Here is a 24,365-nt window from a genome sequence, read left to right as displayed (position 1 = left end):
TTGTAAGTGCTAATTTTACTATATTTGTATAAATAAACAAAAATTTGTAGTAAAATGTTTTTGTTATTAAGCTTAAAAAGGGAACAAATGAAAATTTATATATTTGGAAATGGTGCGATGGCAAGTGCGATGGCTTATGGACTTATGGATAAATTTGAAGTTATTTTAGTTGGACGAAATAGTAAAAATTTGGCTAAATTTAGTGAGTTTAAAACTGAAATTTATGGCTCATCGTATGATATTTCTGGTAAAAATATCATCTTAGCCTTTAAACCATACGCTCTAAAAGATATGGTATCTATACTTAAAGGCAGGGCAAATTTATGTATAAGCGTTCTTGCTATGACAAATTTAGCAGATATAAAAGCTATCGCCGCAAACGCTCACTGTGTTTGTCTGCCAAATATCGCTGCAAAATATAAAGCCTCTACCACAGCTTATTATAGTGATAGTGATGATGAGATGATAGATGAAATTTTAAATTCTTTTGGCAAGGCGATAAGAGTAGAAAGTGATAGTGAGTTAAAAGTTGCTGGAGTTTTAGCTGGATGCGTACCAGCTTATCTTTCAGTTGTTGCTGAAGCTTTGGCTAATGGCGGAGTAAAGGAGGGTTTAAAAAAAGAAATTTCTTTAAATTTAGTAAATTCTGTTTTTAATAGCACATCTAAACTTTTAGAAAACTACCATCCTGCACTTCTTAAAGAGCTAGTTTGTTCTCCAAAAGGCACAACAATACAAGGCGTTTATGAGCTTGAAAAAGCTGGAGTTAGAGGGGTTTTTATGGATGCATTAAAGGCAAGTACAAAAGGTGCTAATTGATATAAAAAAGGAGTTTTGTAGAAGTTTGTGGTATAATAAAGGTATTTTATTTAAGGGAGAGTAATATGAATGTAGATATTACAGGTAAACAATTTGAGCTAACTGAACCTATAAAAGCTTATGTTTTTCAGAATTTAGAAACACTTCAGAAGTACGGTCTTGATATAATATCAAGCAGGGTAGTTATATCAGCTGATGAGAAGCAAGGAAGGAAAGGCTTTAAAGTTGATTTAACGCTAAATTTAGCAAAAAGAGGCACTGTTGTTATAAGTGGTAAAGATAAAGATCTCTACGCTGCAATTGATGATATAGCAAACCGCGCTTCAAAAGTTCTAAGAAGAGAGAGTGATAAGATAAAAACTCATAAAAATAAAGATGAGAGAAAAGAGCAAATTTTAGATCAGGCAAATGCGCCATTAGAGAAAATCGATGCTGATGAGATAGTTCCTATGGAGCTTAATTCATATAAACCTTTAGAAATTGATGAGGCTTTAAATATCTTAAAGGCTGATGAAAATGGTCAATTTTTAGTATTTAATGATATGGATGCTAAGATGAGAGTTATATATAAAAGAAAAGATGGTAAATTTGGTTTATTTTAAGCTAGGTGGCAAAAGCCGCCTAGGTTTATAAAGATAGTTAAATTATTAAAGCTTTAGTAAAATGGTATATTTATACCAAATCAGATATCTGTTTTAAGCTAATTTATAATTAATTTTGTCTATTAATAATATTTTAAAAATTTTTGTTTTAACAAAACAGTTTAAAACTCTTTTAAATTTACTCTTTGAAATTCAAAAACAGATAAATATCTATATCTTTGTAATTATATTTTAATTTAAACTTAACTATCTTGAGTTCTTACTATAAGGCTTTTTGGTAGATTGAAGTGCTTTAAAATTTCGCTCTCTTTTTGCCTCATTTGCCCGCTATCAACTTCATGGTCAAAGCCTAAGATGTGTAAAACGCCATGAGTAAAAAGCAAAGCTATCTCATCTTCAAGGCTGTGATCTAAGCTTTTTGCCATATCTTTTGCCATATCTAAATTTATGACGACTGAACCTATTGGAAAATTTGCTATTTTCTCATATGGAAAGCTTAAAACATCGGTGGTTTTGTTAATTTTTCGCTCCTTAAAATTTAACTCTTTCATCTCATTAGTATCTATAAAAACAAGCTCAACCTCATTTTTCACACCTAAAAATTTCAGAATCTCATCTAAAATTTTAGGATAACTATCTTGGCAGTTTATCAAATTTAGACCTTTTTTAGTGATTTTTGTGTAAAATTATACCAAAAATTTAAGGATTTATATGAAAAAAGCACTTTGCATAATGAGTGGTGGTATGGATAGCACACTTTGTGCTTATATGGCTAAAAAAGAAGGATATGAAGTAGTTGGACTTCACTTTAACTACTCGCAACGAACCCAGGATAAAGAAAAAGAGTGTTTTTATAAAATTTGTGAGATTTTAGGTGCAAAAACAGTTGAAATTGATACAAATTTCATAGCACAAATTGGCGGAAATTCTCTAACTGATAGAGATTTAGAAATTCGTAAAACTATGAGTGATGAAGTACCAAACACATATGTGCCTTTTAGAAATGGCATTTTTTTAAGCATAGCAGCAGCTGTGGCTGAAAGATATGAGTGTGAGGCTATTTATATCGGTGTAACACAAGCTGATGGAAGTGGATATCCAGACTGCACAGCTGAGTTTATAAAAGCAGCTCAAAAATTTATAAATTTAGGCAGAGTCTATCAAAGCACTGTAAAAACTCCGCTTATAAATTTAAGCAAAGCTGATATTGTAAAAGAGGCTTTAAATTTAGGCGTGGCGTTAGAGTATACTTGGAGTTGCTATGAAAATGGCGTTGTAGCGTGTGGCAAGTGCGATAGCTGTAGGCTAAGGCTTAAAGGTTTTAGTAAGGCTAATGCTGTAGATAAGATAGCTTATGCAAAGCTAAGTTAAAAAATAAAATAATTGAGAATTTAGAGATAAATTTATAGATATTTATGCAAAGCTAAGTGGGTCCATATCAACTTCAACTCCTGAAATATCATAAACACTAAAGCCTGATTTGATTAAGGCTTTTATATTTTTGGAGCGTATCAAAATTTCATAGCGAAATTTTGATGCTATATACTCAATACCAGCTTTTCCATATCCTACTATTTCTATATTTTCTACGCTTTTTAGTCTTTCTAAACACTTACTAGTTGTTGATATGGCAATTTTTTCGTTTTTATGAGATATTAAAATACGCAAAAGCTTAGTAAATGGCGGATAAAGCCCACTTCTATACTCTAGCTCATCAGCTAAGAATTTATCGTAGTTTAAAATATACTCTTTAAAAAACTCAACTTGCCTAGTTTGGATTAAAACCTTAGCTTTTCCAGCCCGTCCAGCCCGTCCTGATAGCTGTATGGCAAGAGCAAGGCTCTTTTCTCTAGCTCTAAAATCAGCGTAGTTTAAATTCTCATCTATACCCATTATCACCGCTAAGGAGACATTGTGATAGTCATGACCTTTGCTAAGCATCTGAGTGCCGACTAATATATCTATTTTTTTATCGTTAAAATCCTTAAGCAAACTAACGAGCTTTTTTTGTGTAGTTATCTCATCTCGGTCAAATTTGGCGATATTTGCATCTTTAAATACAGCCCTAAGATTATCTAAAACCTCACTTGTGCCCATTCTTTTTGCTTCTAGTAGGGGGCTTTTACATGATGAGCATTTTACTTTAGCAAAGGTTGAGTATCCACAGTAGTGGCACTTAAGAGAATTTTTATCTTTATGATAGCTCATTCCAACGCTACAAAATGGACACTTTACCAAAGTAGAACATTTTGAACAAACCATGTACTTAAAATTTGCCCTAGTTGGCAAAAACACAATTGCTTGCTTTTTGTCTTCAAGACAAATTTTAAGCTCTTTTATGATGCTTTTTGATAGTTTTGTCTCATTTTCATCATAAATTATCTCTTTAAAGCTTTCGTGATACGTTCCTTTTAGCCTAAATGTAGGCTGTTTGTTAAAGGTTGTTAAAGATGGTGTTGCCGAACCTAAAAGAACTTTTATATCAAATTTAGAGGCTAAAAAAAGTGATAAGTCTCTAGCATTATAGCGTGGTTTTTGCGCTGATTTATAGCTATCATCATGCTCTTCATCTACAACAATAAGCCCTAAATTTGTAAATGGCAAAAAAAGAGCCGACCTTGCTCCAGCTATTAGTTTTACTTCTCCACTTTCAAATTTAGTTAAAATTTCGCTCTTTTTTTTAGGGCTTATTTTGGAGTGCCAAATGGCAAGAGCATCACCAAAGTAACTTAAAAGGCGTTTTTCCATTTGTGGGGTTAAGGATATTTCAGGCATTAAAAAAAGAGCTTGTTTGCCTTGATTTAGCGTTTTAGCTATTAGTTTTATGTAAATTTCACTTTTTCCACTTCCTGTATCGCCAAAGATAAGGCTAGTTTTATGCTCATTTGCAAACTCATAAGCTTTGGTTTGATCGCTACTTAAATTTGGAGTTAGATTGAAATTTATGCTTTTAAATTTAGTCTGTTTAAATGGAGTAAAAATATTAAAAGCTACCCCAAGATCACATATATAGTAAGCAGCGATAAAATTTGCTAGAGTAGCTTGAGTAAGGCTAAATTTAAACTCAGTTGCTTTTAAAATTTCTTTTGTTTTAAAATTTGGCTTTTGGCAAAGCTCTAAAATCACCCCTTTTTTAAGGCTATTTCTAACATAAATTTCTACGATTTGGTTTGGTAGGAATTTAGAATCTGACGCGTAAGTAAGCGGTTTTAGGGATGAGCCTAAGACCGCTATTTTATAAAAAAACACTACTCTAAACTACTGCAAAGAGTGCCTGTACACTCAAATGTTCCAGCACTTTTTGCTCCATCAGCTTTACGGTAATATGTAAGATCTGCACATGAGCCAGCTACACATAATTTAGCAGTTGTTTTATCTGTTTCATTTTTTACACTTTGCCAACCATTTCTTCCATTGTTAGTTATTTTTACTCCACCATTTACAACATTTGAAAAGTTAGCACCAGGATCTGGCCATGTTGCCTTGCCTGTTAACATCTCTTCGCCTCTTTTTACGGATATACCGCTTTTTATAGCATTTATATCAGCCATAAGCTTTGTTAAGGTTGCATCATCTCTTGTAACTGCAAGTCTAGGTATAGCAACACCAGCTAAAATTCCAAGAACAACAATAACAAAAACAAGCTCTATCATAGTAAAAGCACTTTTAAAATTCTTCATACCTCTCCTTTATACATTTATAAGCACTAAGATTATACTATTATTTCTTAAAAAGCTATCTTAATTTTATCTTTACTTTGTATTTATGGTAAAATTTCTCCAAATTTATCTCCAAATTTAACTCTATCATTTGCTTTTATGCTAAATTTAAGAGCGTCTTTGGGCGATAAAAGAAGTATAGTTGAGCCAAGTTCGAAATTTCCTAAATGATCACCTTTTTGATACTCCAAATTTTCATACTCATAAGTAGCATCTCCTAGTTTTGCATTTGTTTTTATACGCTCATCAAAGTCAAATTTCATCTTGCCAACATTTAGAGCCCCAACAAACACAATCCATAAAATTTTAGAGTTTTTAAGTTCACATTTTAGCACAACTCGTTCATTTTTAGCATATAAATTTGGTATTTTTCTAAGAACTTTTGGTGCTACGCTAAAAAGTTCTGCGCTAAAGTATTCTGCTTTTAAAATTTTTATATCACAAGGTGCGTGATAGTGGTGATAATCTTTTGGTGATAGATAGATATTTGCGTAGTTAAGATCTTCTAAATCATCCTCACCTAAAAGAGTTGAAATTTCATAAGTTTTACCTTTTATACTCATTGCTTTTCCTTCACTACTAATGCCACTATCGAGTATTAGCCCATCACACGGGGCGATAATGCTTGAGTTCTCAATACATCTTGGTTTAACTAAGTGCCTCGTAAAAAGAGCATTTAGGCTATCGTATTTGTCATAACTTTTAAACTCACTCATATCAATATTAAAGGCTTTTATATACTGTTTGTTAATAAAATTTTGAATAGTTTTAGGAAATTTATAGTTTGCAAATTTACCAAACATATTTGATATAAAACTTCTCATTTTGCTCCTTTTAAATTTAGTATAGCTACTTCGCTTGGTGCTAAAAACCGCATCGGCATTCCCCAAAATCCAGCCCCGCTTGTAACATAAATTTGTGAATCTCCAGCCTTTTTAAGTCCATAAACATAGCCTTGTTGTAGCCACACAAACAGACCAAATGGAAAAACCTGTCCACCATGAGTGTGTCCTGATAGATATAAATCCACATCAGTTGTTAAGTTTTTTGATACAAAACGGGGTTGATGAGCCATTAAGATGGTTGGAATTTTAGGATTTATCATATTTAAAGTTTTATTAATATCTGGCATCATATATCCAAAACTTAAGCCCGTTATATCATGAACTCCGGCTATATTTATGCCTTTAAACTCCACACTTTCATTTTCTAAAACCCTTACGCCATGGCTTTTTAAAGCACTAACTAACTCTTTAGCCCCGTAATAAAACTCGTGATTTCCAGTGACAAAAAATATAGGCATTTTAGCATCTTTTAAAGGTTTAAGAGTATCTTTAAGCTCATCTGCTTTTATATCAAATAGATCTCCAACTATAAGCATAGCATCAGCGTTTTGAGAATTTACTTTTGAAATTAAAGAGCTTAAAAGATTATCATTTGTAGCTTTATCTAAGTGAATATCTCCAAGCAGAGCTATTTTTAAAGGGGTTTGTAAATTTTTTATATAAACATCGGTTTGGGTTATTTTTGGTTCTTTTAGTCCGCCATAAAAGCTAGCTAAAATATATAAAAAAGATAGAGTTAAAAAGGCTAAATTTTGCCATTTTTTATGTTTTTTATAAAATATCCATAAAATATCAAAGACAATAGAAGTAAAAAACAGCATAAAAAGCACAGCAACAGCGCAGTTTAAAAGCGATATAAAAAAATAACTCGTTAAACTTTCTTTTTCTATTAAAATTGCAGTCACAACTACAATAAAAATAGCTATAAAAAATAGCCCTAAAATTTTATAGCTTCCTAAAAAACGCCTTTTAAAGCTTCTATAAATATATATAGAAAGTAAAGATGCTAGAGTAAAAACTACACTAAAAAATATAAAAAATTTCATACTTTATAAAATTCCATTAGTTCATTTTTAAAGCCTGTTATTTGAGAGTTTGTACACTCTAAAAGTCCTAAATTTTTAAATTTAGTAATACTTCTTGAAAATGTCTCAGGTGTGATGTTTAAAATTTTAGCACTTTGAGAGTGCTTAAGAGTAGTAAAAATATCAAAATCTTCACATATAAATTTAGCTACTTTTCCATCACTATCAAGAATAACCTCTCTTATAAACACCTCATTTATAACTTTTAGCTTATCTGAAAGTGATTTTAAAAGCTCAAAAACAAGCAGTGGATTATCCATAAAAATCTCTTTAAATTTTGGATAATCTATCTTTAAAACCTCGCCATCAGCTATAAAAACAGAGCTTGCTGGATATCTTAAATTCTTAAAATTTACAACTTCAGCTATGAAATTTATAGGATGAATTTCATGCATAAATATCTCTTTTCCTTTTGGAGAAGTTTTATAAATTTTAAGACGACCTTTTAGAAGGATAGATAGCCACTTTGGCTCTTCACCTTCTATAAATAAAATCTCATCTTTTTTATATTTTTGAACTACGCTTATGTTTTTAATTTTTTCTATGTCATCTTTACTTAGATGCTTAAAAAAAGGGATATCTTCTATCATTTTATCTCTTTAAAAGATCCCTTATTTCAGTTAGTAAAGCGATATCTTCAGGAATTTCTTTAGGAGTTTGTTCCTCTTTTTTAACTTCTTGTTTTTTGAGTTTGTTTATACCTTTAAGGGCTATAAATATACAAAAAGCAATTATTAAAAAATCAACCATAGTCTGTATAAATGTACCATAATTAACAGTAACTGCAGCCAGTTCGCCTTGAGCTTCTTTGATAACTAGCTTATAATCCGTAAAGTCAATTCCACCAGTTAAAACTCCAACCACAGGCATTATGATGTCAGCTACAAGCGAACTTACAATCTTACCAAAAGCTGTTCCAATAACCACACCAACTGCCATATCAATGACATTGCCACGCATCGCAAATTCTTTAAATTCTTTAACGAAGCTCATTTAAATCCTTTTTTAAAATAGTCACAATTCTATCTAAACTTGGTAAATTTGGCTAAATATTATCTGCGTTTTGTTATAATTAGCCAAATTTAATAATATAAGGAAATTTATGTATCGTTTTGCGCCATCGCCAACTGGTGATATGCATATAGGAAATTTACGGGCTGCACTTTTAAACTTTATCTGTGCAAAACAGGCTAAAAAGGGCTTTATTTTACGAATAGAAGATACCGATAAAGAGCGAAATTTAGAAGGAAAAGATAAGGATATAAAAGAGCTACTTACTAAATTTGGCATAACATGGGATGCTTTTTATATACAAAGCCATAACTTAAAATTTCATAGAAATTTTGCTAGTAAACTACTTCAAGATGGTAAGGCGTTTTGCTGTTTTTGTTCTGAAAGTGAGCTTGAAGCAAAAAAAGAAGAGGCTAAAAAATTAGGCAAAGCATACCGCTATGATGGAACTTGCGAAAGGCTAAGTGATTTAGAGGTTTTGGAGTGCCAAAAGCCATTTGTAATAAGAATGAAAAAACCACCACATGCACTAAATTTCACAGATGAGATAAAAGGCGAGTTAAGTTTTGAACCTGATGATATAGATAATTTTGTCATAATGAGAGCTGATAAAACTCCAACTTATAATTTCGCATGTGCTGTTGATGATATGCTTATGGATGTTGAGTGCGTTATAAGGGGCGAAGATCATGTAAGTAATACTCCAAAACAAGACTGGATTAGAGAGTGTCTTGGGTATGATAAAAAGATAACTTATGCACACCTTCCTATCATCTTAAATGAAGATGGTAAAAAAATGAGCAAAAGAGAGAGTGATAGTTCGGTTAAATTTTTGCTTGATAGTGGATATCTGCCTGAAGCAATTGCTAATTATTTAGTACTTTTAGGTAACAAAACTCCAGTAGAAATTTTTACTATAGATGAAGCTATTGAGTGGTTTGATATCAAAAATATCTCAAAAAGCCCAGCTAAATTTGACATTAAATTTTTAAACTATCTAAATAGAGAGCATATCTTAAGAGCAAGTGATGATAGACTTGAGAGTATTTTTGGAAAAGGTAGAGCAAATTTGGCTAAATTCTACACTCAAGAGAGTAGTTTGGTAAATGAAATTTTAGGCAAAATAGATAAAATTTACTCTAAAAAAGATAACTTTGATAAGTGGCAAAAAGAAGCTGTTATTTTAAGAAATGAAATTTTAAAGATGGAAATTCCTGATGATTTTGCTAAATTTAAAAGTGAGCTTATGAGTAAAACTTCTTTAAAAGGTAAGGCGTTTTTTATGCCTTTAAGATTGCTTTTAACAGGAGTAGATCATGGTCCTGAACTAAGTGAACTTTATTTGTTTATAAAAGATGATATAAAGGAGATAATTTGATAATAAGTGCGTTTTTTGGAGCTTTAGTTAGCATAATAAGGATGGTTATATCAGCTTATATTTTGGTAATAATAGTAGCTGCTATTATGAGTTTTATTCGTCCAAATCCATACAATCCTTTTGTTCAGACGATTATTCGTTTAACTGAGCCTGTTTATGAGCTAATAAGACGCTACATACCTACAGCTTATGGTGGACTTGATTTTGCTCCACTTATTGTGCTTTTAGTACTTCAGTTTATAAATAGCTTTTTGGCTAGATTGTTTTAGGAGATTTGATGATAAAAAAGATAGTTATATTTTTAAGTTTAGTAAGTTTTGGAGTTGCTTCGGTTTTAAGCTATGAAGAGCTAAAAACTAAGCCAAAATCTTTAGCAAAAGACTACTATATTTACAGGTTAATGACCGAAGGAAATGTAAATGATAAAGAGCTTAAAAGCTTAAGAAGTGGTGTTTTTAGAGATAGAGGCAAGCTTAAAACAGCTCTTGATAAAAGGATTGGCTCAAGGACTTTTTATGATAAATGCAAAGGCGTTAACGCAAAAAACATCCTAGATGCAAACCTAACTTGTAAGCTAAATAGACTTGGTGGAGTTAAATTTGTATCTAGATTATCTCCAGCAGTTAGAAATAGCCTTGCTAGTGAGCTTTCATCTTATCCTGATGTTGTAAATTTACTAAATGGTATAAATAGTGAAAATCCAGCTAAATACTTTGCAAATACAAAAAATGTAAAAAATTTCTTTAGTTACTTTAAATCTTTAGATGAAAAAAACAGAGCTAATAAATTTAACTTCGCTTTAAGTCCTGAATTTGGTGCCATGCTAGGAAGTGATAGTTACTTTAAAACATTTATAACTGACGCTGTTGTTAATCAAAATTTAGTTACTTTAAGAAAATCTTTAATAGATATAAATCCAGCAAATTTTGACTCGCAAAGCTCTTTTTATCTGGGAATTAACGCTATAAAATTTAAGCAAGATGATAAAAGCGTTAAATTTTTTAATCAAGCTATAAATTCAGCCAAAACTTCACAAGATAGCGATAAGGCAAATTTGTGGATATATCTTGTCACAAGTAGCGAAGAAGCGCTTTTAAAGGCTGCAAATAGCAAGGATTTAAACATGTACTCACTCTATGCAAAAGAGCTAACTGGCAATACAAATTTAAATATTGTCATTCCAAAACCAACTAAAAATAGCGTAGCTGGCTATGATGAAAAGAGTCCATTTGATTGGGTAAATTTAAAGGCAAAAGTTAAAAACACACCAAAAGAGAGCTTAAACGAACTTGCTACTAAATTCGATACTAAAAAAACGCAAGGTGAGTATATCTATATCAAAAACATCGCCGATGGCTATCCTGATAACTTCTATCCAACTCCATTTATGGAGCATATTGGCACGAGTGATAAACAAAGGCAAGCACTTATTTTAGCCATCGCAAGGCAAGAAAGCAGATTTATCCAAAGTGCGATATCAATCTCATACGCTCTTGGAATGATGCAGTTTATGCCTTTTGTTGCAAATGACTGGGCTAGTAAGCATGACTTTGGAAATTTTGATCAAGATGATGTGTTTAAGCCTGAAGTTGCATACAAAATGGCAAATATCCATCTTGATTGGCTAGAAAGATATCTATATAATCCTGTATTTATTGCTTATGCGTATAATGGCGGCATTGGTTTTACTAAGCGTATGATAACGCAAAGACCACTTTTTAAAGATGGAAAATATGAACCATTTTTATCAATGGAGTTAGTTCATTATGCCGAGAGTAGGGAGTATGCAAAAAGAGTTTTAGCTAACTATGTAGTTTACTCTTCTATCTTAAATCCTAGTGCAAATATCTCAATAATAGAACTTATTAATAACCTTACAAATCCAGCTAAAACTGATAGCTATAGGAAGTGATTTAAGGGGTTTTGCCCCTTAGTCATCTTTTAGTTTGATCTCAGGATTCCAGTACATTGACTTTGAAACTTTTAGAAATTTCAAAGTTACATTGGTATTTTTTTGTGTGGTGTAAGTTATGGTTAAATAATCAGCATTTTTAACAGGAGAGATTATCTCATAGTGGTTTGACCATGGAAGGTTTATATTTGTAAGATTTAAAATTTCATCGCCATTTTTAACCTCTTTTACGCTTAGATTTGAATCTTTATTTACCTTTAAAGTATCAAATTTAATGCCTTCAGTTTGTGGGTAAGATGATAGTAAAAACCTCTCGCCATTGCTATTAGCCAAAACTGGATTTAAGTATGTAGCAACAGCTAGATATCTATCGGCATTTCCTCTTATTGCTTCAAATTTTTGAGTATATGCTAAAAGCTCATTTTTAAGCGGGTCATGGACATACTCTTTGTTAGAACACCCAGCAAAAACAAGAGCTAAAATAGCTAAATTTATAAATTTTTTCATATTTTACCTTTTGAATTTTGGGCTATTTTAGCGAAATTTAGCCTACTTCAAACTTAAAATGGTATAATACACACTTAAAAATTAAGGATTTAAGTGAAAAGAGTGGCATTTTCAGGACCTTCAAACACAGGCAAAACAACTCTTATTTTAAAAGTTACTAAGATTTTACAAGATAGGGGTTTAAAAGTTGGTATTGTAAAACATGACCCAAAAGATAAAGCTACCTTTGATACGCCTGGCAAAGATAGTTATAGATTTTCTTTGTTAGGTGCTGAGGTTGTAGTGGTAAGTCCTACAAGGACAACTTATTTTAGTAAAAAAGAGCAAAGCATTGATGAAATTTCAGATAATTTAAGCGTTGATATTTTGTTAGTTGAAGGGCTTAAAAACCTTCCACTGCCAAGGATTACTCTATTTCGTGATAAAATAGATGAGAGTTATTTAGAATTTTCAGATGCGATAGCAACAAATTCTTTAAAATGTGATAAAGATATTCTAAATTTAGATATAAACGACCCAGAAGAGATAGCAAACTGGGTTTTAAAAAATGCTCAAATTTATAAAAACAAGGATGAGAGATGAATGAAATTTTAAAAGCCATAAAAGAGTCAAGCATAAAGATAAGTGAGCTTTTAAAAGATGCTGACTTTGGCTATACAAGTCATACAAACCACACAGGCGATACTCAGCTAAAGCTTGATGTAAGAAGCGATGAGTTAATAACTGAAATTTTTAGCGGTGTAAAAAGCGTAAAAGCACTTATTAGCGAAGAAAAAGATGAAGCTCTTAGTTTAAATGAAGATGCAGATTTTATCGTAGCTTATGATCCACTTGATGGTTCAAGCTTGGTTGATGTAAATTTTGCTGTTGGTAGTATATTTGGGATTTATAAAAATAAAGTCAGTGCTAAAAATTTAGTAGCAAGTGCTTATGCTGTTTATGGACCACGACTTGAACTTGTAATTTGTGGTGATAAACCTATACTTTACCGATACAAAAACGGCGAGTTTGTAGCGGTAAAAGAGCTAAAATTAAACGAAAAGGGAAAACTAAATGCTACTGGAGCAAGCCAGTGGGGTTGGAGTAAAGAGCATAGAAAATTTATAAAAAGCCTTTTTGATGAGAAGTATCGTTTAAGATATAGTGGGGCTATGGTGGCTGATTTACATCAAATTTTACTAAAAGGTGGTGGGCTTTTTAGCTATCCAGCAACAACTGATGCACCAAATGGAAAACTTCGCGTTACATTTGAGGTTTTGCCGTTTGCTTATATCTACGAAAAAGCAGGTGGGGCAACAACTGATGGCAAAAACAGCTCGCTTTTAGAGCTTGAAGTAAAACAAATTCACGCTACAACTCCTTGCTATTTTGGCTCAAAATATGAAATTTCAAAACTTCTAGGAGAAAAGTGTGAGTAAGGATAAATTTGATATCCATCTTGATGAGATGATAGAAAAAGTTAAAAGCTGTCAAGAGTCAAATTCGCTAAAGAGTTGTTCTAATTGCGATAAATTCTTAGAGTGTGATTTAAGAGATGAGTATGTAAAATCTGCTTATGATAGTATGAGCAAGGGTCAAGATGGCGGATTTGAGTTTTAAAATTTAAAGAGTAAAAACTAAGGAAAAAAATGAAAAAATTTATAACTTCACCTATTTATTATGTAAATGATGTTCCACATATCGGGCATGCTTATACGACTATAATTTGCGATTTTTTAGCTAGACTTTGGAGACTGCAAGGAGATGATGTTTACTTTACAACAGGCACTGACGAACATGGTCAAAAGATAGAAGAAGCCGCTAAAAAAAGAGGCTTTACGCCACAAGAGTATGCTGATGAGATAAGTGCGAAATTTAAAACCCTTTGGGATGAGTTTGATATAAGCTATGATTGTTATGCAAGAACTACAAGTGATGACCACGCTAAAACTGTAAGGCGAGCTTTTGAGATAATGCATGCAAAAGGAGATATCTATAAAGGCGAGTATGAGGGCTTTTACTGTGTGAGTTGTGAGAGCTTTTTTCCTGAGACTCAACTAGTTGATGGTGAGTTTTGCCCAGATTGTGGTAAGTCAACAAGAATTTTAAAAGAAGAAAGCTACTTTTTTAGACTTTCAAACTACGCTGATAAGCTTTTAGAGTGGTATGAAGATCCAAACTGTATATTACCTCAAGGTAAAAAAAATGAAGTAATAAATTTCGTAAAACAGGGTTTAAAAGATCTCTCAATAACAAGAACTGGCTTTAACTGGGGGGTCAAAATTCCAGAAAGCTTTAATGATCCAAAACATATAATGTATGTATGGCTTGATGCGCTTTTAATATATCCATCATCTCTTGGATATTTAAGAGATGATAAAAATATGAGTTACTGGGATAATGCTTATCATATCGTTGGTAAGGATATTTTAAGATTTCACGCAGTTTATTGGCCGGCATTTTTAATGAGCCTTGGACTACCACTTCCTAAGAGTATTGGAGCTCATGGCTGGTGGACAAGAGATGGTAAAAAAATGAGCAAATCAATAGGCAATGTGGTAAATCCTAAAGAAGTTGCCGATGCTTATGGTTTAGATCAGTTTAGATACTTTTTACTTCGTGAAGTGCCATTTGGTCAAGATGGAGACTTTTCACAAAGAGCTTTGATTGCTAGGATAAATAGCGAACTGTGTGATGATTTAGGAAATTTACTAAATAGAATCATCGGCATGAGTAAGAAATACAGCGACTATAAGATAAATAGCAAAGATAGCCTAAAGTATTTTAAAAGCGAGATAGATGAGGCAAATGCTATTTGTTTAGAGGCTCTAAATTTAGCTGATGAGCTAGCAACTAGCAGGTATCTTGAAGAGCTTTGGAAGGTGCTATCTATCGCAAATGTGAGCATTGCTAAGTATGAGCCATGGAATTTGATAAAAAATGGCGAAACCCATAAAGCTAATGCCTTAGTGGCGATGGTGGCAAATTTATTAGCCAAAGTAGCGGTTTTAGCAGCTCCTGTGATGCCAAAAAGCTGTGAGAAAATCGCTAAAGCTATGAATTTTGAGATAGATACTATGAGTTATGAAAAGCTTATAAAAAATGGTGAACTTATAGATTTTCTGGCAAAAGATAGCCAGCCGCTTTTTGCTAAAGTAGAAGAGCCTTTGCTTGAAAGCCCTGTAGCAACACAAACAAAAGAGGAAAAAACTGAAAACATCATAACAATTGATGATTTTAAAAATATCATCATAAAAGTTGGTGAAGTTTTATCGTGTGAAAATGTAGAAGGAAGTGATAAGCTTTTAAAATTTAAAATAGATTTAGGCGAAGATAGACCTAGACAGATCATCTCAGGAATCGCTAAGTACTATAATCCTGCTGATTTAGTTGGCAAACAAGTTTGCGTTTTAGCTAACCTAAAACCAGCTAAAATTTTCAAACAACTTAGTGAAGGTATGATACTAAGTGCTGAAGATGGATCTTTAACTCTAATTAGTTCTATGGCTAAAGTTAAAAACGGTGCGATAGTTGGATAAATTTGCTAGCTTAAATATTGATAATCTTGTTCGCCTAACTAAGGGCGAACTTTTAAGTAAACCAAAAATTTCAAGTGTTACAAATTTTGCTACAACTACTAAGGAGATAACTCTTGGGAGCTGCTATTTTACTAATGATTATAGCGATGCCCTACAAGCTCTAAAGCTTGGTGCTTATGCGATTATTTGTGAAAGTAAAATTAGCTTAGATGATGATGAGATAGCTCTTATAAAAGTTGATAGTATAAAGCGGGCTAAATTTCGTATAATGCGTTATTTTGTAGCACTAAAAGAGCTTAAATTTGTTAAAGTCACACCTGTTATGATGGAAATTTTAGAAAATATCAAATTTGACTTTAGCGGTGTGGTTTTAAGATCGGATTTTAAGCAAATCATAAACGCACCAAAAAAAGCTTTGGTTTTTAGTGATGAATTTGATATGGATATAACTAAAAATTTCATAAATTTAGAGCCAAATTTAGATATTTATCCTGATATTTTAGGCTCAATTTTTCATACTAAAATTTTAGGACAAACACTAAATTTACCTGAGGTTTTCTATCCTGAACTACATACTTTACTTAATTTTTTAGATACTAAGGAGTTTAAATTTAGAGATTTTTCTAGTTTTTCTCATTTTGAGCCGATTTTTGTAGATAAATTTTACCGTTTAAAAGAATTTGGCACAAGTTATAGAGCTTTTATAGCTGAGAGTGATGAGGAGCTTTTTTTAAGGGCTAACAAGTATTTAAAAGCTAAATTTAAGCAAGGCATCTTAACTTTTAGTCCCAAAACAAGCAGCGTTAAAAGTGATATAAAATTTAAAGATTTAGGCCAGATAAAAACAGATCTTGACTTTAGATATGCTTTAGTTTTAGCCACAAAAGATGAAATTTTAGAAATTTTAAGCTCAAAACAAGATGAAAATTTGTTGTTTTAACTCACAAATACTCTAAAAATATCAATGTAGTTTTTATAGTATTTATTATAAAAGGGGTGAAATTTCACCCCCTAAATTTAGTTACACATTAAACCTAAAGTGCATTACATCGCCGTCATTTACGACATAATCTTTACCTTCAAGGCGCATTTTTCCAGCTTCTTTTGCCTTTGTCTCGCCACCACACTCTATAAAGTCATCATATGATATAACTTCAGCCCTTATAAAGCCTTTTTCAAAGTCGTTGTGTATAACGCTTGCTGCTTTTGGGGCTTTCCAGCCTTTTTTTATGGTCCATGAGCGAACTTCTACAACTCCAGCTGTGAAGTAGCTGATTAAATTTAGCTTATAAAAAGCTGTTTTTATAATCGCATCAAGCCCACTTTCTTCTGCTCCAAGAGATTGAAGCATCTCTTTAGCTTCACTTTCATCCATTCCGATTAGCTCTTCTTCTATCTTTGAACATAGTTTTATAACGGTGCTACTATTTTCATCTGCGAATTTACGAAGTGTTTTTACATACTTATTATCGGTTGAAATTCCTTCTTCATCAACATTTGCACCATATATCACATCTTTAGCTGAAAGAAGTCTTAACTCACGGTTAAAGTTCTCAAAAATCTCACTATCAAATTCACTAAAACTTCTAGCATTTTTGCCTTCATTTAGATGTTCTAAGAGTCTTGTTGCAAGTTCTAAAGTCTCTTTTGCACCTTTAGCATTTGCTTTAACATCGCGGTTTAAGCGTTCTATTTTTTTGCTAACTTGTTCTATATCAGCTAGAATAAGCTCTGTTTCTATGATAGAGATATCACGAAGTGGATCGATTGAGCCTTCCACATGCGTGATATTTTCATCATCAAAGCATCTTACGATATGTAAAATAAGCTCTGTTTCTCTTATGTTTGATAAGAATTTATTACCAAGTCCTTCGCCTTTGCTAGCGCCTTTTACAAGACCTGCTATATCAACAAACTCAACTTGAGAGTGCTGAATTTTGCCAGGATTTACTATCTTAGCTAATTCATCAAGCCTTTTATCAGGAACAGCAACTATAGCTTTATTTGGCTCAATTGTGCAAAATGGATAGTTTTGGGCTTGAGCATTTTGTGCTTTTGTAAGGGCGTTAAAAGTTGTTGATTTTCCAACATTTGGAAGTCCTACTATACCGACTGCTAAGCTCATTATTTAAGCTCCTTTGCTAAATTTTGTAAGAAGTAAAGATTAGCTCTAACTCCAGCTCCACTTGCGCCATATTGGTTATATCCCCACGCTTTTTCAACATAAGCAGGTCCAGCGATATCAAGGTGAAGCCATCTATCTTTATACTCATCTTTTATAAATTTATCCAAAAAAAGTCCAGCTGTTGTAGTGCCGCCGTATCTACTAGAACTTACATTGCTAACATCAGCTATTTGGCTATCTATTAGCTCTCTTAAGTAGTCGTTAAATTCAAATATCGTAAATAACTCACCGCTCATACTAGCACTATCTTTATACTCTCTTAAAAGTTCTACATTGTTGCCTAAAAGTCCAGTTGTAAACTGCCCCACGCCTACAGCGCACGCTCCTGTAAGAGTTGCCATGTCTATTAATAAATCAGGGTTAAAATCTTGCGCATAGCTTAAAACATCAGCTAAAACTAAGCGTCCTTCAGCGTCTGTATTTCTTACTTCTATAGTTGTGCCTGAACGAGAGATTAAAACATCATCAGGTTTGTAAGCATTACCACCGATCATATTTTCAGTTGCGCCGATGATTGCATGAATTTCAAATGGAAGTTCAAGCTCGCTTGCTCCTTTAATGATACCCATAGCAGCTAACGCACCACTTTTATCGCACTTCATAGTAAGCATATAGTTGCTTGGCTTTAGGCTAAGTCCGCCACTATCATAAGTCAAACCTTTACCAACAAAGATGATTTTTTTAAGTGGTTTACTTTTTGGTGTGTATTTTAGATGTATAAGTCTAGGTGGGTGAATGCTAGCTTTATTAACTGCTAAAAATGCCCCCATATTTTGCTCTTTTAGAAATTTCTCATCATAAACTAAACACTCTACATCTGTATAATTTGAAGCTAGATTTTGAGCCTCTTTTGCCATATGATCTGGCGTATAAGTGTTAGGAATTTCATTTACACCATCTTTTGCAAAGTTAGTAGCATCTGCTATAATCTTACCAAATTTAAGCCCCATATCAGCCTTTTTAAGATCTATCTCTTTTTCATTATACTCATCAGTAGAGATTAAAATTTCATCTAAGCTAGACTCTTTTTTATCACTTTTGTATTTATCAAATTTGTATGAACCTAAGATGAAGCCTTCAGCTATTGCTTGAAAAGTCTTTTTGGTACATTTGCAAAGATAGCTTGCTATTTTTAAGCTTTTTATATCATAGCCTTTTAAAGCGTTATAAATTTGCGACATAGCAACTCTTAAATAGTCATAATCTAATCTTTTAACACCTACATAAATTCTTCTTTTTTCAGGTAGAACTAAAACTCCACACCCATCAAATTTATAAAATTTAAAGTCATCTTTTATAAATTTATGCTCTAAATTTTTATCTACAACTAAAACTGCTTCAAAATCAGCTTTGATTTCGTCTAAATTTTGATTTAATATTTGAAATTGCACTTTTTTTCCTTTCTTTTCTTTGATTTAAAATTCTATTTTCTATACTTTTTGTGCCATAAAATATTAGCCCAATAAAAGCTAAAACTATCGGTATAGCTAGATACCAGTGCTTCTCAGCCCAGCCAACAAATTCCCAAATTTCTTCCCCAAAATACCAAGAAATAACAATAGCACTTCCAGCCCAAATATAACCACTTATGAGGTTAAAAAAGGCATATTTTTTTGAATCATATCTAGTTAGTCCAATGCTCATAGGTATTATGATTCTAAAGCCATACATATATCTTTGTAAAAATATAATAATAGCCCCATAGTTATTTAACATCAGGTGAGCTACAGCAAATTTTCGCTTTTGTTTTTCAAAAAATTTAAGTATAAAGCGTTTGTTGTAGCGACCAATATAAAAATAAAACTGATCTCCTACAAATGCTCCAGCCCCACCAACTAAGATAGCAGGAACTATACTCATAAGACCAGCATGACACATAATTCCAGCAAAAATAAGTCCTAATTCGCCTTCTAAAATACACCATATAAAAAGCACTATATAAGCGTATTGGTGGTACTCAAACATAAGACTTTTTAGGAATTCTTCCATTTAAACCTCTAAAACATTATAAACTTTGGTTAAATTTGCTAAATTTTTACTTCCACATAACTCTTTTAAATTTATAATAAAGCATGCTTCTACGCATTTTGCATTTGTTAAATTTATAAGTTCAACGCTAGCTTTTGCAGTTCCGCCTGTTGCTATTAAATCATCTATTAAAAGAACTTTTGCATCTTTTACATTAGAAAATGCATCGATATGAATTTCTATCTCATCAACGCCATATTCTAAGCTATATTTTTGTGAAATAGTTATATATGGTAGTTTTCCTGGTTTTCTAATAGGCACAAATGGCACTCTAAGTCTAGCTGCCAAAGCTGCCCCAAAGATAAAGCCACGACTCTCAATGCCTGTTATAAAATCAAGCTCGTAGGATTTATAACGCTCTTCTAGGTGATCTAATAAAAAGTTAAAAGCATCACGGTTATTTAAAAGAGTTGTAATATCTCTAAAAATAATGCCTGGCTTTGGAAAATCATTAATGCTTCTAATGGTGCTTAAAAGATAGCTTTTTTCCTTTTCATTTAGGACCGTTTTACTCATTTTTATCTCCTAGTTCTATCTTAGCTACTCTATTAGTGTGCCTACCACCACTAAATTCTGTGCTAAAAAAAGCATTTAGCATTTCTGATATAGATTCTTTTGAGTTTATTCTAGCACCATACGCTAAGACATTTGCATCGTTATGCTCTCTTGCTAAAGTGGCGGTTTCTTTATCGTGACATAAAGCACAGCGAATTTTAGCGTGGCGATTAGCCGCTATGCTTATACCTATGCCTGTACCACATATCAAAACACCTTTTGAGCCATCATCATTTAGCACTTTGTTTGCTAAATCATGGGCAAAGTCTGGATAATCAACACGATCTTTTGAAAAGCATCCAAGATCAACTACTTCAAAGCCTAAATTTTCAAGCTCAACTTTAGAAAATTCTTTCATATCAAAGGCTGCGTGATCTCCTGCTATATAAACTCTCATACTAGTCCTTTTGTTCGTATATAAATTTTGGATTATTTTCTACTGTGTCTACAAAGCGACCAACTCTTTCCCATCTTACTTTTTTATCTTTGTCCCAGCTAAAGTAGATAAACCAAGGTTTTCCAACTATTAAGCGGTAAGGCACACTTCCCCAAAAACGGCTATCATCAGAGTGATTTCTATTATCGCCTATCATAAAAAATTCACCTTTTGGAACTTTTATATAAAAAGCGTTAAATGGTAGATCGCCTCTAAGTTCTCCTAGTTCAGGTACGATAGTTGGATCCATTGCTAGGCGGTTTTTAGCTAAATTCATAAGAACCAATGGCAACAAATCTACCTTTTCATCATAAGATATGCCTAAATTTGAGTATGGCTCTTTTACGAAAAGTCTGCCTTGAAGGGTGACTATTTTTGATTTATCGTAATTTTTAGTTATAAACTCATCGCCTTCATTTGGTCTTAGATACATCGCATCTACTGTGTATATAACTTCATCTCCACCTACAGCGAAATTTCTTTTAACAAAATGTACTTTTTCATTTACAGGGTAGCGAAAGACAACTATATCGCCACGCTTAGGGCTTTTGCCTTTTATGATATGTCCATCGCCATTAAAATCAGGCAAAACTGGTATTTCTATCCAAGGAAGGTGCGGTGTAGGAATTCCATAGCTAAATTTCTTAACAAATAGAAAATCTCCTATTAAAAGAGATCTTTTCATAGAACCACTTGGTATGACAAAAGCTTGAGCAAAGAAAAATATCACAAGTAAAACTATGATAATAGTACCAGTCCAGCTACTTGAGAAATTATAAGCTTTATGTAAGAAATTTCTCATTTTTGTCTTTCAATGTGATTTTGTGCTGATGTTACGGTGTTTTGAAGTAGCATAGCTATTGTCATCGGTCCAACACCGCCTGGTACTGGAGTTATAAATTTGCACTTATCTTTTAGTCCTTCAAAATCAGCATCTCCTACTAGTTTGCCACTATCAAGGCGGTTTATGCCTACATCAATAACAACTGCACCTTCTTTTACCATTTGGCTAGTTAAGAAATTTGGCTTGCCAATAGCAACTACGATGATATCTGCTTTTTTAGTAATATCATCTAAATTTTGAGTTTTGCTGTGAGTTATAGTAACTGTTGCATCTTCATTAAGCAGTAAATTTGCCATAGGTTTTCCGACAATGTTACTTCTGCCAATAACTACTGCGTTTTTGCCTTTTGTATCTATGCCATACTCTTTTAAAAGCCTCATCACGCCAAGTGGAGTACAAGGCACAAATCCTTCAAGTCCGCTTACAAGTCGTCCAACATTTACAGCACTAAATCCATCTACATCTTTTTTTGGGTCTATTTTTTCTAAAATTTTATCTGTATCAATGTGCTTTGGAAGTGGAAGTTGGACTAAAATGCCGTGAATTTTATCGTTATTATTAAGCTCATCTATTAAATTTAAAAGCTCATCTTCTTTTGTGGAAGCTGGAAGTTTGTAAGCAAGAGAGTAAATTTCGCATGCTTTACAAGCTTTCTCTTTTGAAGCTACATAAGTAGCACTTGCTTTATCATCTCCTACTAAAACTACAGCTAAGCCTGGTTGTACGCCTTTTTTTGCTAGCTCTACTGCTTTATCTTTAACTTCAGCTTTTACTTTAGCACTGATTGCTTTTCCGTCTATTAAATTCATAAATTCTTCCTTTTAAAAATAACCGTTATAATACCTAAATTTCGCTTGATAATGGCTAAATTTTAAAAAAATTATGTTATTATATTAGAAATTTTTAGGGGTAAAATTTGAAAAAATTTGGAATTTTGGTAGTGATTTTAGCTACTTTTTTAGCAGCCAAGAGCTTTATTACCGATATTGAGTATGGTAAAATGCTATATCAAAATCCCCGCGGAATAGGGTGCGATAAGTGCCATGGCAAGAGTGGTTTTGGAGGCGTGATAGCTATATATAAAGAGTTTAATAAAACAAGTGGCGAAAAGTATGATGCAAATTTAACTACACCAAATATCATAAATTTAACTCCACAAGAGTTTGCAGATGGTATAATGCAAAGTAGGGGCGTGATGCCAAGCTACTTTTTAACCGCTGATGAGATAGTTGCGATATACAAATACCTAAATAAGGAGAAATTAAATGACAAATAAAGAGGCGTTTTTAGAAGCAAAAAGTGTGATACCAGGCGGAGTGGACTCGCCTGTTAGGGCATTTGGCAATGTTGGAAGTGAGCCGTTTTTTGTAGAAAAAGCTGATGGGGCTTATATTTATGATGTAGAAGGAAATAAATACCTTGACTTTGTTCAAAGCTGGGGACCACTCATATTTGGGCATTGTGATAAAGATATAGAAGATTTAGTTATAAAAACTGCTAAGAAAGGCTTAAGTTTTGGAGCTTCATCACCACTTGAGACTAAGCTTGCTAAGCTTATTTTAGATGATTACCCACACCTTGATATGATACGCTTTGTAAGCAGTGGAACAGAAGCTACAATGAGTGCTATACGCCTTGCTAGAGGTTTTAGTGGTAAAGATGGAATCATAAAATTTGAAGGGTGCTATCACGGACATAGTGATAGTTTGCTTGTAAAAGCAGGAAGTGGGGCAACTACATTTGGCACTTCAAGTAGCAGTGGTGTGCCGGCTGATTTTGCAAAACATACATATTTAGCCATTTATAATGATATAAAAAGTGTGAAAAATTTACTAGATAAAAACAGTGATATAGGAACTATAATTATCGAGCCAATCGCAGGAAATATGGGTCTTGTGCCAAGTTGTCCTGAATTTTTAAAAGAGCTTCGTGAAATTTGTGATGAGAAAAATATCGTACTTATTTTAGATGAGGTTATGAGCGGATATAGATCAAGCTCGGTTGGAAGCTTTGGGCAGTACGGCATAAAAGGAGATATTGTTACATTTGGTAAGGTAATAGGTGGTGGTATGAATGCGGCTGCTTTTGCTGGTAAAGAAGAGATTATGAATCACATTAGCCCTCTTGGTGGGGTTTATCAAGCAGGTACTTTAAGTGGAAATCCAGTGGCGATGGCAGCAGGTATTGCAAGTCTAAGCAAGATAAAAAATAGTCCAAATTTATATAAAAAGCTTGAAAATTTAGCGACTAAATTTACTGGTGGCTTAAAAAAGATAGCTGATGAGAATAAAATTCCACTTCAAGTTTGCGTAAGAGGCTCTATGTTTGGGTACTTTTTCACAGATAAAGAGGTAAAAAACTATGATGATGCTCTTACTTCTGATACAGCTAAATTTGCTAAATTTCATACAGGTATGATAAAAGAGGGCGTGTTTTTAGCACCAAGTCAGTTTGAAACAGGTTTTATTTGTGATGCGATGAGCCAGGAAGATATTGATTTTGCACTTAGTGCTGCAAAAAAAGTGATGGAAAAATTATGAAAAGACCTAGTATAAATTCTATTATAAGAGGAGCTGATGCTTTAAGTCTTGGGATATCTTTAGTTGTAGCAGTAGTGCTTGGTTTTGTAGTTGGATACTATCTTTCAAAATGGACAGGCATTAAAGCCCTTCTTTGGGTTGGTTTAGGATTTGGATTTGCAGCTGCTATAGCAAATGTTTATAAATTTTATAAATTTCAACAACGTGAACTTCACGAACTAGAAGATGATCCAAAATATGCTGAGTATGCTAAGACTATAAAAAAGCAAGAAGAAGATAGGTTAGCAATGAAAAAGAAAATGGATCCAAACTACTCTAAAGATGATGAGAAATATGGTCTTGATGAGTGGGATAAAGAGGATATGAAGTGGGAAAAATAAG

General features: G+C 32.9%; 29 protein-coding genes. 14 read left to right on the top strand and 15 right to left on the bottom strand.

All coding sequences use genetic code 11. From position 1 onward, the window contains the following. The first annotated feature begins 87 nt into the window (after positions 1-87). The gene (locus CCORG_RS05650) at positions 88-819 is read left to right on the top strand and encodes a pyrroline-5-carboxylate reductase (RefSeq protein WP_025803761.1); all 732 of its coding nucleotides are present in this window, start codon (positions 88-90) and stop codon (positions 817-819) included. A 65-nt stretch (positions 820-884) separates the two neighbouring features. Then, positions 885-1,421 carry a ribosome hibernation-promoting factor, HPF/YfiA family gene (hpf, locus tag CCORG_RS05645; protein ID WP_025803760.1) on the top strand — a complete coding sequence of 179 codons (537 nt, stop codon included), beginning with the start codon at positions 885-887 and terminating at the stop codon, positions 1,419-1,421. A 242-nt stretch (positions 1,422-1,663) separates the two neighbouring features. On the opposite strand, the gene ybeY is transcribed toward hpf, so the two are convergent. Next, positions 1,664-2,074 (bottom strand): rRNA maturation RNase YbeY, encoded by a 411-nt coding sequence (gene ybeY, locus CCORG_RS05640; protein ID WP_025803759.1) that lies wholly within the window; start codon positions 2,072-2,074, stop codon positions 1,664-1,666. A gap of 58 nt (positions 2,075-2,132) precedes the next feature. Between ybeY and queC the strand changes: the two genes are divergently transcribed. Beyond that, the gene (gene queC / locus CCORG_RS05635; RefSeq protein ID WP_025803758.1) at positions 2,133-2,792 is read left to right on the top strand and encodes a 7-cyano-7-deazaguanine synthase QueC; all 660 of its coding nucleotides are present in this window, start codon (positions 2,133-2,135) and stop codon (positions 2,790-2,792) included. A gap of 42 nt (positions 2,793-2,834) precedes the next feature. On the opposite strand, the gene CCORG_RS05630 is transcribed toward queC, so the two are convergent. From CCORG_RS05630 to mscL, 6 genes are all read right to left on the bottom strand, one after another. After that, on the bottom strand, positions 2,835-4,670 hold the full coding sequence (locus CCORG_RS05630) for a primosomal protein N' (protein WP_025803757.1): 1,836 nt from the start codon (positions 4,668-4,670) through the stop codon (positions 2,835-2,837). Further along, the gene (locus CCORG_RS09045) at positions 4,670-5,101 is read right to left on the bottom strand and encodes a type II secretion system protein (RefSeq protein ID WP_025803756.1); all 432 of its coding nucleotides are present in this window, start codon (positions 5,099-5,101) and stop codon (positions 4,670-4,672) included. Before CCORG_RS09045 ends, CCORG_RS05630 begins: the two co-directional genes overlap by 1 nt. Positions 5,102-5,184: 83 nt before the next feature. Then, positions 5,185-5,964 (bottom strand): phosphatidylserine decarboxylase, encoded by a 780-nt coding sequence (locus CCORG_RS05620; RefSeq protein ID WP_025803755.1) that lies wholly within the window; start codon positions 5,962-5,964, stop codon positions 5,185-5,187. Continuing rightward, on the bottom strand, positions 5,961-7,031 hold the full coding sequence (locus CCORG_RS05615; RefSeq protein WP_025803754.1) for a metallophosphoesterase: 1,071 nt from the start codon (positions 7,029-7,031) through the stop codon (positions 5,961-5,963). Before CCORG_RS05615 ends, CCORG_RS05620 begins: the two co-directional genes overlap by 4 nt. After that, positions 7,028-7,660, bottom strand: coding sequence for a Crp/Fnr family transcriptional regulator (locus CCORG_RS05610; RefSeq protein ID WP_025803753.1), 633 nt, complete (start codon positions 7,658-7,660; stop codon positions 7,028-7,030). Before CCORG_RS05610 ends, CCORG_RS05615 begins: the two co-directional genes overlap by 4 nt. A 1-nt stretch (position 7,661) precedes the next feature. Then, the gene (mscL, locus tag CCORG_RS05605) at positions 7,662-8,063 is read right to left on the bottom strand and encodes a large-conductance mechanosensitive channel protein MscL (protein WP_025803752.1); all 402 of its coding nucleotides are present in this window, start codon (positions 8,061-8,063) and stop codon (positions 7,662-7,664) included. Between the two features lie 109 nt (positions 8,064-8,172). Between mscL and gltX the strand changes: the two genes are divergently transcribed. Genes gltX through CCORG_RS05590 form a run of 3 tightly spaced genes read left to right on the top strand, consistent with a single transcriptional unit; the run spans position 8,173 to position 11,371 of the window. Further along, positions 8,173-9,459: a glutamate--tRNA ligase gene (gltX, locus tag CCORG_RS05600; protein WP_025803751.1), complete on the top strand. Its 1,287-nt coding sequence runs from the start codon at positions 8,173-8,175 to the stop codon at positions 9,457-9,459. Continuing rightward, positions 9,456-9,728 (top strand): YggT family protein, encoded by a 273-nt coding sequence (locus tag CCORG_RS05595; RefSeq protein WP_034971807.1) that lies wholly within the window; start codon positions 9,456-9,458, stop codon positions 9,726-9,728. The genes gltX and CCORG_RS05595 overlap by 4 nt, the downstream gene beginning before the upstream one ends. A gap of 8 nt (positions 9,729-9,736) precedes the next feature. Next, positions 9,737-11,371, top strand: a complete 1,635-nt coding sequence (locus CCORG_RS05590) for a lytic transglycosylase domain-containing protein (RefSeq protein WP_025803750.1) — start codon at positions 9,737-9,739, stop codon at positions 11,369-11,371. Between the two features lie 18 nt (positions 11,372-11,389). Here the strand turns inward: CCORG_RS05590 and CCORG_RS05585 are convergent, their stop codons facing one another. After that, positions 11,390-11,878 carry a hypothetical protein gene (locus CCORG_RS05585; RefSeq protein WP_025803749.1) on the bottom strand — a complete coding sequence of 163 codons (489 nt, stop codon included), beginning with the start codon at positions 11,876-11,878 and terminating at the stop codon, positions 11,390-11,392. A 93-nt stretch (positions 11,879-11,971) separates the two neighbouring features. On the opposite strand from CCORG_RS05585, the gene mobB reads away from it, so the two are divergent. The 5 genes from mobB to CCORG_RS05560 are packed head-to-tail and all read left to right on the top strand — an operon-like array spanning position 11,972 to position 16,336. Then, the gene (mobB, locus tag CCORG_RS05580; protein WP_025803748.1) at positions 11,972-12,460 is read left to right on the top strand and encodes a molybdopterin-guanine dinucleotide biosynthesis protein B; all 489 of its coding nucleotides are present in this window, start codon (positions 11,972-11,974) and stop codon (positions 12,458-12,460) included. After that, positions 12,457-13,296 (top strand): class 1 fructose-bisphosphatase, encoded by an 840-nt coding sequence (locus CCORG_RS05575; protein ID WP_025803747.1) that lies wholly within the window; start codon positions 12,457-12,459, stop codon positions 13,294-13,296. Before mobB ends, CCORG_RS05575 begins: the two co-directional genes overlap by 4 nt. Then, entirely contained in the window at positions 13,289-13,477 is a 189-nt protein-coding gene (locus tag CCORG_RS05570; protein WP_025803746.1) for a hypothetical protein, read from the top strand. Before CCORG_RS05575 ends, CCORG_RS05570 begins: the two co-directional genes overlap by 8 nt. 29 nt (positions 13,478-13,506) lie before the next feature. Beyond that, complete coding sequence (gene metG / locus CCORG_RS05565) at positions 13,507-15,396, top strand: methionine--tRNA ligase (RefSeq protein WP_025803745.1); 1,890 nt, start codon at positions 13,507-13,509, stop codon at positions 15,394-15,396. After that, entirely contained in the window at positions 15,389-16,336 is a 948-nt protein-coding gene (locus CCORG_RS05560) for a hypothetical protein (RefSeq protein ID WP_025803744.1), read from the top strand. Before metG ends, CCORG_RS05560 begins: the two co-directional genes overlap by 8 nt. Before the next feature lie 81 nt (positions 16,337-16,417). Here the strand turns inward: CCORG_RS05560 and ychF are convergent, their stop codons facing one another. From ychF to folD, 7 genes are read right to left on the bottom strand one after another with little or no spacing between them, the layout of a single operon-like run. Further along, positions 16,418-17,521, bottom strand: a complete 1,104-nt coding sequence (ychF, locus tag CCORG_RS05555; RefSeq protein ID WP_025803743.1) for a redox-regulated ATPase YchF — start codon at positions 17,519-17,521, stop codon at positions 16,418-16,420. After that, on the bottom strand, positions 17,521-18,972 hold the full coding sequence (locus tag CCORG_RS05550) for a leucyl aminopeptidase (RefSeq protein WP_025803742.1): 1,452 nt from the start codon (positions 18,970-18,972) through the stop codon (positions 17,521-17,523). The genes ychF and CCORG_RS05550 overlap by 1 nt, the downstream gene beginning before the upstream one ends. Next, positions 18,926-19,570 (bottom strand): DedA family protein, encoded by a 645-nt coding sequence (locus CCORG_RS05545; protein WP_025803741.1) that lies wholly within the window; start codon positions 19,568-19,570, stop codon positions 18,926-18,928. Before CCORG_RS05545 ends, CCORG_RS05550 begins: the two co-directional genes overlap by 47 nt. Then, entirely contained in the window at positions 19,571-20,125 is a 555-nt protein-coding gene (apt, locus tag CCORG_RS05540; protein ID WP_025803740.1) for an adenine phosphoribosyltransferase, read from the bottom strand. Further along, a complete protein-coding gene (gene rpiB / locus CCORG_RS05535) occupies positions 20,118-20,561 on the bottom strand; it encodes a ribose 5-phosphate isomerase B (protein ID WP_025803739.1) in 444 nt (147 codons plus the stop codon). Before rpiB ends, apt begins: the two co-directional genes overlap by 8 nt. A gap of 1 nt (position 20,562) precedes the next feature. Next, entirely contained in the window at positions 20,563-21,402 is an 840-nt protein-coding gene (gene lepB, locus CCORG_RS05530; RefSeq protein ID WP_025803738.1) for a signal peptidase I, read from the bottom strand. Continuing rightward, entirely contained in the window at positions 21,399-22,253 is an 855-nt protein-coding gene (folD, locus tag CCORG_RS05525) for a bifunctional methylenetetrahydrofolate dehydrogenase/methenyltetrahydrofolate cyclohydrolase FolD (protein ID WP_025803737.1), read from the bottom strand. The genes lepB and folD overlap by 4 nt, the downstream gene beginning before the upstream one ends. Before the next feature lie 107 nt (positions 22,254-22,360). On the opposite strand from folD, the gene CCORG_RS05520 reads away from it, so the two are divergent. Genes CCORG_RS05520 through CCORG_RS05510 form a run of 3 tightly spaced genes read left to right on the top strand, consistent with a single transcriptional unit; the run spans position 22,361 to position 24,364 of the window. Then, positions 22,361-22,720 carry a c-type cytochrome gene (locus CCORG_RS05520; RefSeq protein WP_025803736.1) on the top strand — a complete coding sequence of 120 codons (360 nt, stop codon included), beginning with the start codon at positions 22,361-22,363 and terminating at the stop codon, positions 22,718-22,720. Beyond that, positions 22,710-23,984: a glutamate-1-semialdehyde 2,1-aminomutase gene (gene hemL / locus CCORG_RS05515; protein WP_025803735.1), complete on the top strand. Its 1,275-nt coding sequence runs from the start codon at positions 22,710-22,712 to the stop codon at positions 23,982-23,984. The genes CCORG_RS05520 and hemL overlap by 11 nt, the downstream gene beginning before the upstream one ends. Next, on the top strand, positions 23,981-24,364 hold the full coding sequence (locus CCORG_RS05510) for an AtpZ/AtpI family protein (RefSeq protein ID WP_025803734.1): 384 nt from the start codon (positions 23,981-23,983) through the stop codon (positions 24,362-24,364). The genes hemL and CCORG_RS05510 overlap by 4 nt, the downstream gene beginning before the upstream one ends. The last annotated feature ends 1 nt before the right edge of the window (position 24,365 follow it).

The organism is Campylobacter corcagiensis (assembly GCF_013201645.1).
Taxonomy (GTDB): Bacteria; Campylobacterota; Campylobacteria; order Campylobacterales; family Campylobacteraceae; genus Campylobacter_B; species Campylobacter_B corcagiensis.
The sequence above is the reverse complement of the archived record's forward strand: the minus strand, read 5'-3'. Positions and strand labels throughout refer to the sequence as shown.

What these genes read in the sequence shown, in the direction of transcription:
- CCORG_RS05650 (WP_025803761.1), top strand. Translation starts at nt 88, where the DNA reads ATGAAAATTTATATATTTGGAAATGGTGCGATGGCAAGTGCGATGGCT.
- hpf (WP_025803760.1), top strand. Translation starts at nt 885, where the DNA reads ATGAATGTAGATATTACAGGTAAACAATTTGAGCTAACTGAACCTATA.
- queC (WP_025803758.1), top strand. Translation starts at nt 2,133, where the DNA reads ATGAAAAAAGCACTTTGCATAATGAGTGGTGGTATGGATAGCACACTT.
- CCORG_RS09045 (WP_025803756.1), bottom strand. Translation starts at nt 5,101, where the DNA reads ATGAAGAATTTTAAAAGTGCTTTTACTATGATAGAGCTTGTTTTTGTT.
- CCORG_RS05620 (WP_025803755.1), bottom strand. Translation starts at nt 5,964, where the DNA reads ATGAGAAGTTTTATATCAAATATGTTTGGTAAATTTGCAAACTATAAA.
- CCORG_RS05615 (WP_025803754.1), bottom strand. Translation starts at nt 7,031, where the DNA reads ATGAAATTTTTTATATTTTTTAGTGTAGTTTTTACTCTAGCATCTTTA.
- CCORG_RS05610 (WP_025803753.1), bottom strand. Translation starts at nt 7,660, where the DNA reads ATGATAGAAGATATCCCTTTTTTTAAGCATCTAAGTAAAGATGACATA.
- mscL (WP_025803752.1), bottom strand. Translation starts at nt 8,063, where the DNA reads ATGAGCTTCGTTAAAGAATTTAAAGAATTTGCGATGCGTGGCAATGTC.
- gltX (WP_025803751.1), top strand. Translation starts at nt 8,173, where the DNA reads ATGTATCGTTTTGCGCCATCGCCAACTGGTGATATGCATATAGGAAAT.
- CCORG_RS05590 (WP_025803750.1), top strand. Translation starts at nt 9,737, where the DNA reads ATGATAAAAAAGATAGTTATATTTTTAAGTTTAGTAAGTTTTGGAGTT.
- CCORG_RS05585 (WP_025803749.1), bottom strand. Translation starts at nt 11,878, where the DNA reads ATGAAAAAATTTATAAATTTAGCTATTTTAGCTCTTGTTTTTGCTGGG.
- CCORG_RS05575 (WP_025803747.1), top strand. Translation starts at nt 12,457, where the DNA reads ATGAATGAAATTTTAAAAGCCATAAAAGAGTCAAGCATAAAGATAAGT.
- metG (WP_025803745.1), top strand. Translation starts at nt 13,507, where the DNA reads ATGAAAAAATTTATAACTTCACCTATTTATTATGTAAATGATGTTCCA.
- ychF (WP_025803743.1), bottom strand. Translation starts at nt 17,521, where the DNA reads ATGAGCTTAGCAGTCGGTATAGTAGGACTTCCAAATGTTGGAAAATCA.
- CCORG_RS05545 (WP_025803741.1), bottom strand. Translation starts at nt 19,570, where the DNA reads ATGGAAGAATTCCTAAAAAGTCTTATGTTTGAGTACCACCAATACGCT.
- apt (WP_025803740.1), bottom strand. Translation starts at nt 20,125, where the DNA reads ATGAGTAAAACGGTCCTAAATGAAAAGGAAAAAAGCTATCTTTTAAGC.
- rpiB (WP_025803739.1), bottom strand. Translation starts at nt 20,561, where the DNA reads ATGAGAGTTTATATAGCAGGAGATCACGCAGCCTTTGATATGAAAGAA.
- lepB (WP_025803738.1), bottom strand. Translation starts at nt 21,402, where the DNA reads ATGAGAAATTTCTTACATAAAGCTTATAATTTCTCAAGTAGCTGGACT.
- folD (WP_025803737.1), bottom strand. Translation starts at nt 22,253, where the DNA reads ATGAATTTAATAGACGGAAAAGCAATCAGTGCTAAAGTAAAAGCTGAA.
- hemL (WP_025803735.1), top strand. Translation starts at nt 22,710, where the DNA reads ATGACAAATAAAGAGGCGTTTTTAGAAGCAAAAAGTGTGATACCAGGC.
- CCORG_RS05510 (WP_025803734.1), top strand. Translation starts at nt 23,981, where the DNA reads ATGAAAAGACCTAGTATAAATTCTATTATAAGAGGAGCTGATGCTTTA.